At 68.8% G+C, this 5490-nt stretch carries 6 protein-coding genes; all 6 read left to right on the top strand.

What is annotated here, in order from left to right:
- On the top strand, window positions 1-492 hold a 492-nt coding region (locus tag GTP90_RS34680), incomplete at its 5' end, for a LuxR C-terminal-related transcriptional regulator (RefSeq protein ID WP_217432062.1).
- 108 nt (window positions 493-600) lie between these two features.
- A complete protein-coding gene (gene gspG / locus GTP90_RS34685) occupies window positions 601-1044 on the top strand; it encodes a type II secretion system major pseudopilin GspG (RefSeq protein WP_117014642.1) in 444 nt (147 codons plus the stop codon).
- 30 nt (window positions 1045-1074) lie between these two features.
- On the top strand, window positions 1075-2271 hold the full coding sequence (locus tag GTP90_RS34690; RefSeq protein WP_161087775.1) for a type II secretion system F family protein: 1197 nt from the start codon (window positions 1075-1077) through the stop codon (window positions 2269-2271).
- Window positions 2268-3983 carry a GspE/PulE family protein gene (locus GTP90_RS34695; protein ID WP_161087776.1) on the top strand — a complete coding sequence of 572 codons (1716 nt, stop codon included), beginning with the start codon at window positions 2268-2270 and terminating at the stop codon, window positions 3981-3983. Before GTP90_RS34690 ends, GTP90_RS34695 begins: the two co-directional genes overlap by 4 nt.
- A complete protein-coding gene (locus tag GTP90_RS34700) occupies window positions 3976-4818 on the top strand; it encodes a hypothetical protein (RefSeq protein WP_161087777.1) in 843 nt (280 codons plus the stop codon). The genes GTP90_RS34695 and GTP90_RS34700 overlap by 8 nt, the downstream gene beginning before the upstream one ends.
- Window positions 4815-5360, top strand: coding sequence for a PilN domain-containing protein (locus GTP90_RS34705; RefSeq protein ID WP_161087778.1), 546 nt, complete (start codon window positions 4815-4817; stop codon window positions 5358-5360). Before GTP90_RS34700 ends, GTP90_RS34705 begins: the two co-directional genes overlap by 4 nt.
- Window positions 5361-5490 lie beyond the last annotated feature (130 nt).

Here is a 5490-nt window from a genome sequence, read left to right on the forward strand (position 1 = left end):
GCCATGCTGGACGCCAGCGGCGCCGGCGAAGCCAGGCTGCCGCTGGCGCCGTTCCTGGACGAGCTGCGCGCGCTGGGCCTGGACAACCTGCTGGTGCACGGCACCGAGCGCCTGCCGGGCGGCTCGACCTTCTTCGCGCTGTTCGGCCTGCCGCACCGGCCGCGCCCGCGCCACGCGTATTTCTTCGAACTGCTGCTGCCGCACCTGCACCTGGCGCTGCAACGGGTGGGCCAGCAACAGCGCCAGGCCCGCGCCGGCGCGCTGGCGCGGCCGGTCAGCGCGCGGGAGATGGAAATCCTGCACTGGGTACGCGAGGGCAAGAGCAACGAGGAAATCGGCCTCATCCTCGGCATCAGCGGTTTGACGGTGAAGAACCACCTGCAGCGCCTGTACCGCCTGCTGGGCGTGTCCAACCGCGCCCACGCGATCGCGCGCGGCATGGCGCTGCACCTGTTCGAGCAACCGCTCCCGCCGCTGGCCAGGGCCGCGTGATTGCGCACGGTTGGCACACCCCGGCAAGAAAAGATTGTCGAGTATGCAAACCGCATGGTAGCCTTTGACTTCTAGCCTCCGGGCTTAGCGAATTAAGGAGTCGTTCGGATGGAAGTCGCAAAGTATCACCGTCAGACCGCAGCGCACAAGGCTGGCGGCTTTACCCTGCTGGAATTGCTGGTCGTTATCGTGATCATCGGTTTGCTGGCGGCGTATGTCGGTCCCAAGTACTTTGCCCAGTTGGGCAAGTCGGAAGTGACCATCGCCAAGGCGCAGATCGAAGCCTTCGAAAAATCGCTCGACACCTACCGCCTCGACGTCGGCCGCTACCCGACCACCGACGAAGGCCTGGCCGCCTTGCTGGTCGCGCCCGCCACGGCCGGCGCCAAGTGGAACGGTCCCTACCTGAAGAAGGGCGTGCCGCCGGACCCATGGGGCCACCCTTACCAGTACAAGGCCCCCGGCACCAAGGCCGAGTTTGAAATCACTTCGCTGGGCCGCGACGGCCAGCCCGGCGGTACCGGCGAAGACGCCGACATCACCTCACAATAAGCCTCGCCGACACGGAAAGCCGTTTTCGCCATGCAGTTCGATGTCCGCACCTTGTCGGCCGATATGGCCATCTCCCACCTGGTGATCGATGGCCGCGACGAGGCCGACGCGCGCCGCCAGGTGGAGGCGCGCGGGCTGTACGTCAGCGCCATCGCGCCGGTGCGTGGAGGCCTCGGCCTGCGCGGCGGCAAGCCACGCGGCAAGGGCCTCTCGCTGGTGCTGTTCAGCCAGGAGCTGCTGGCGCTGCTGACCGCCGGCCTGGGCGTGGTTGAAGGCCTGGAGGCGCTGCTGGAAAAGGAAACCAGCCCCGTCACGCGCGGCGTGCTGGAGCGTCTGCTGTCCGGCCTGCGCGAAGGCCAGCGCTTCTCCGCCGTGCTGGCCGAGCAGCCCGACCTGTTCCCGCCGCTGTATATCGGCATCGTCAAGGCGGCCGAGGGCACCTCGGACCTGCCGCGTTCCCTGTCCCGCTTCATCGACTACCAGCAGCGCATCGACCTGGTGCGCGGCAAGCTGGTGTCGGCCGCCATCTATCCGTGCATCCTGCTGCTGGTCGGCGGCGGCGTCAGCCTGTTCCTGATCGGTTATGTCGTGCCGCGCTTCGCCGAGGTCTACCAGGGCGCCGGCCGCAACCTGCCGTGGCTGTCGCAGCAGATGCTCAACTGGGGCCAATTCGCCGGCGCCCACACCACGCTGCTGTTGGGCGGCATCGCCGCCGTGCTGGGCGCGCTGGCGCTGGGCGTGCGCCAGCTGATGGCCAACGGCGGCTTCGCCCGCCTGCTGGCGCGCCTGCCCGGCATCGGCGAGCGGGTGCGCATCTACGAGTTGTCGCGGCTGTACCTGACCTTGGGCATGCTCAGCGAAGGCGGCATCACCATCGTGCACGCGATCGAGACGGTGCAGGGCATGGTCTCGGCCGGCATCCGCCAGAATTTGCAGGCGGCGCGCGCCGACATCGAATCGGGCCTGCCGCTATCGACCGCCTTCGAGGCCAGCAACCTGACCACGCCGATCTCGCTGCGCATGCTGCGCGTGGGCGAGCGCACCGGCGACATGGGCCCGATGCTGACCCAATCCGCGGCCTTCTACGACGGCGAAATCAGCCGCTGGATAGAACGCTTCACCCGAACCTTTGAACCGCTGCTGATGGCCGCGATCGGCCTGGTGGTCGGCGCCATCGTGGTGCTGCTGTATATGCCGATTTTCGATCTGGCCGGAGACATGTCATGACGGCCCAGGCCACCCCACACATCGCCGCCGTGGTGCCGGCGCTCGACACCGCGCTGGTCGCGCGCGCGCGCCACCTGCGCCAGCAATCGAAGCGCACGCTGGTCGAGGAACTGGTCGCGCTGAGCGACATGGAACCGCGCCTGGTGGTGCAGGCATTGGCGCAGCCATTCGGCATGGCGGTGCTGGAGACGGTCGACATGCTGGGCTACACGCCGGCCTTCGACCTGCTGCCGCTGTCGCAGGCCCTGGCGCGCCACTGCGTGCTGCTGCGCGGGCACGACGGCCTGGTGGTCGGCGTGATCGCCGATCCGTTCGACCTCGATCTGCAAACCTGGCTGGGCACGCAGGCCCGCGCCACGCCGCACGCGCCGCTGCAAACGCGGCTGGCGCTGCAGGCCGACATCCAGGCCTATTTGTCCAAGCAGGAGGAGTCCGCGCGCGCCACCGACACGCTGCTGCCCGGCGCCAGCGAGGGCCGGCGCGACGGCAAGACCGCCGCCGTGCTGTCGTTCGCCTCGGTGTCGGAGGCGGCCAGTCCGGCCGTCCGCCTGGTCAACTCCACGCTGTACGACGCGCTGAAGGCCGGCGCCTCCGACATCCACCTGGAGAGCACCGCCGGCGGCCTGGCCGTCAAGTACCGCGTGGACGGCGTGCTCGATCACGCCACCTCGGTCAACGGCATCGACGTCGCCGAGCAGATCATCTCGCGCCTGAAGGTGCTGGCGGAACTGGACATCGCCGAACGCCGCGTGCCGCAGGACGGCAGCTTCCGCGTGGAGGCCAACGCGCGCGAGATCGACCTGCGCGTCTCCATCATGCCGAGCATCCACGGCGAGGACGCGGTGATCCGTATCCTCGACAAGCGCGCCATGATCGAAGCCTACGGCTCGCTGACGCTGGAGGCGCTGGGTTTCGACGCGCCGTCGCTGGCCACGCTGCGCGTGCTGGCGCAGGAAGCCTACGGCATGCTGCTGGTGACCGGGCCCACCGGCTCCGGCAAGACCACCACGCTGTACGCCGCGCTGACCGAGATCCACAACGGACGCGAGAAAATCATCACCATCGAAGACCCGGTCGAGTACCAGCTGCCCGGCATCCTGCAGATTCCGGTCAACGAGAAGAAGGGCCTGACCTTCGCCAAGGGCCTGCGCTCCATCCTGCGCCACGATCCGGACAAGATCATGGTCGGCGAGATCCGCGACCGCGAGACGGCGGAAATCGCCGTGCAGTCCGCGCTGACGGGCCACCTGGTGCTGACCACCGTCCACGCCAACAATGTGTTCGACGTGTTCGGCCGCTTCACGCACATGGGCATCGACCCGTACGCCTTCGTCTCGGCGCTGAACGGCATCTGGGCGCAGCGCCTGGTGCGCATCAACTGCCCGCACTGCGCGGCGCAGTACACGCCGGACGATCACGAACTGGCCAGCGTCGGCCTGGCCCGCGCCGACGTCTACGAGTACCGCTTCATGCAGGGCAAGGGCTGCGGCGATTGCCGCGGCACCGGCTACAAGGGCCGCCGTTCGATCGCCGAGATCCTCACGCTGAACGACGAGATCCGCGAACTGATCGTCGACAAGCGGCCAATCCGCCAGATCAAGCAGGCGGCCTACGCCAACGGCACGCGCAGCCTGCGGCAGGCCGCGCTGGAACTGGTCAAGCGTGGCGGCACCACGCTGGCCGAAATCAAACGAGTAACCTTGCATGCGTAGAGCAATTGGCCTATCCCTGCGCATCGGCGTCTCCGGCTTTGCCGTGAGCCTGCTGCGCGTGAGCCGCTGGCGCGGCGAGCCGGTCACGGTGCTGGCCGAACACGCGTTCGCGCCGTCTGGCGACCATCCGTTCGACGCCATCGCCAACGCCTTGCGCGCGCTGCTGGGCGAGCAGGAAATCGGCGGCTGGCCGGTCAGCATCGTGCTGGCCGACGACCTGACGCGCTTGTGGCGCGTCGTTCCGCCGCCGGACGCGGCGCGCCTGGCCGACATCGAAGCGGCGGCTGGCTTCCGCTTCCAGTCGCTGTACGGCGAATCGCCGTCGGCCTGGCAGATATCGGGCGACTGGAGCGCCACGCAGCCGTTCTTCGCCGCCGCCGTGCCGCGCGCCTTGCTGGCCGTGCTGGGCAAGGTGGCGGAGGAATTCAAGCTGCACATCGTCGGCATCGAACCGCACTTCATCACCGCCTACAACCGCTGGCGGCGCGGCCTGAAGCCCGGCGCGTGGTTCGGCCTCGTACACGACCACCTGCTGACGTTGGCCGCCATCGAAGCCGACGGCAAGAGCATCCGCGCCATCCGCGCCTTGCCGATGCCGGCCGGGCAGGGCGCCGACCAGTACTGGCTGGGCCAGACGCTGAAGCGCGAGGCGCTGCTGCTGGACATGGAAGCGCCGGAGCTGCTGCAGGTCTGCGGCGCCGCGCCGGCCGCGTGGAGCAAGCCCGTGACCAATCCCGCCCACATCGCATGCGCGGTGCTGGACCAGGCGCAGCAAGCGTCCAGCGGCGGCTTGTCGACCATGGCGCTGATGGCGCGCTGCGGGAGCGCGGTATGAAGAATATGCATATCGATTTCGCGCCGCGCAGCCTGCGCCGCACTTTGTTCCACACGCATCCCGCGCTGCTGGCGCTGGGCGGCGCCGGCCTGGTGCTGTGCGCAGCGGCGGCGTTCGGCGGCTGGAAGCTGGTCGAGCAGCAGCGGCTGCGCGAGCATGAGCTGCGCCACGTGCGCGAACGCGCGGCGGCCATCTCGGCGCGGCCGGTGGAAGTGGCGCAGGTGGCGATACCGGAAGGGCAGGCAGTCTTCGTCAACGGCGCCATCATGCAATTGAACCTGCCGTGGCGCGACCTGCAGGACGCGGTGGCCGCGGCCACGCCGCGCAGCGTGGCGCTGGTGGCGATGGAGCCGGACCCGCGCAAGCAGGCGCTGAAGATCACCGCCGAAACCAGGACCAGCGACGACATGGTGGCCTACGTGGCGGAGCTCAAGCAGCAGGAGCTGTTCACCGGCGTGGTGCTGACCCGCCACGAAATCAATGAACAGGATCCCAACCGGCCATTGCGCTTCCAGCTGGAGGCGACATGGGTAACGCGATGAACAACGTGAACCTCGCCGCGTTTGCGCTGCGCACGCGCCTGGCGCTGACGCGCATCGGCGCGCCGGCCTGCATCGCCATCGCGCTGTGCGTGGCCGGCGCCGCCGCGTGGGCCTGGCTGCTGCCGCAACG

The organism is Duganella vulcania (assembly GCF_009857655.1).
GTDB lineage: Bacteria > Pseudomonadota > Gammaproteobacteria > Burkholderiales > Burkholderiaceae_D > Rugamonas > Rugamonas vulcania.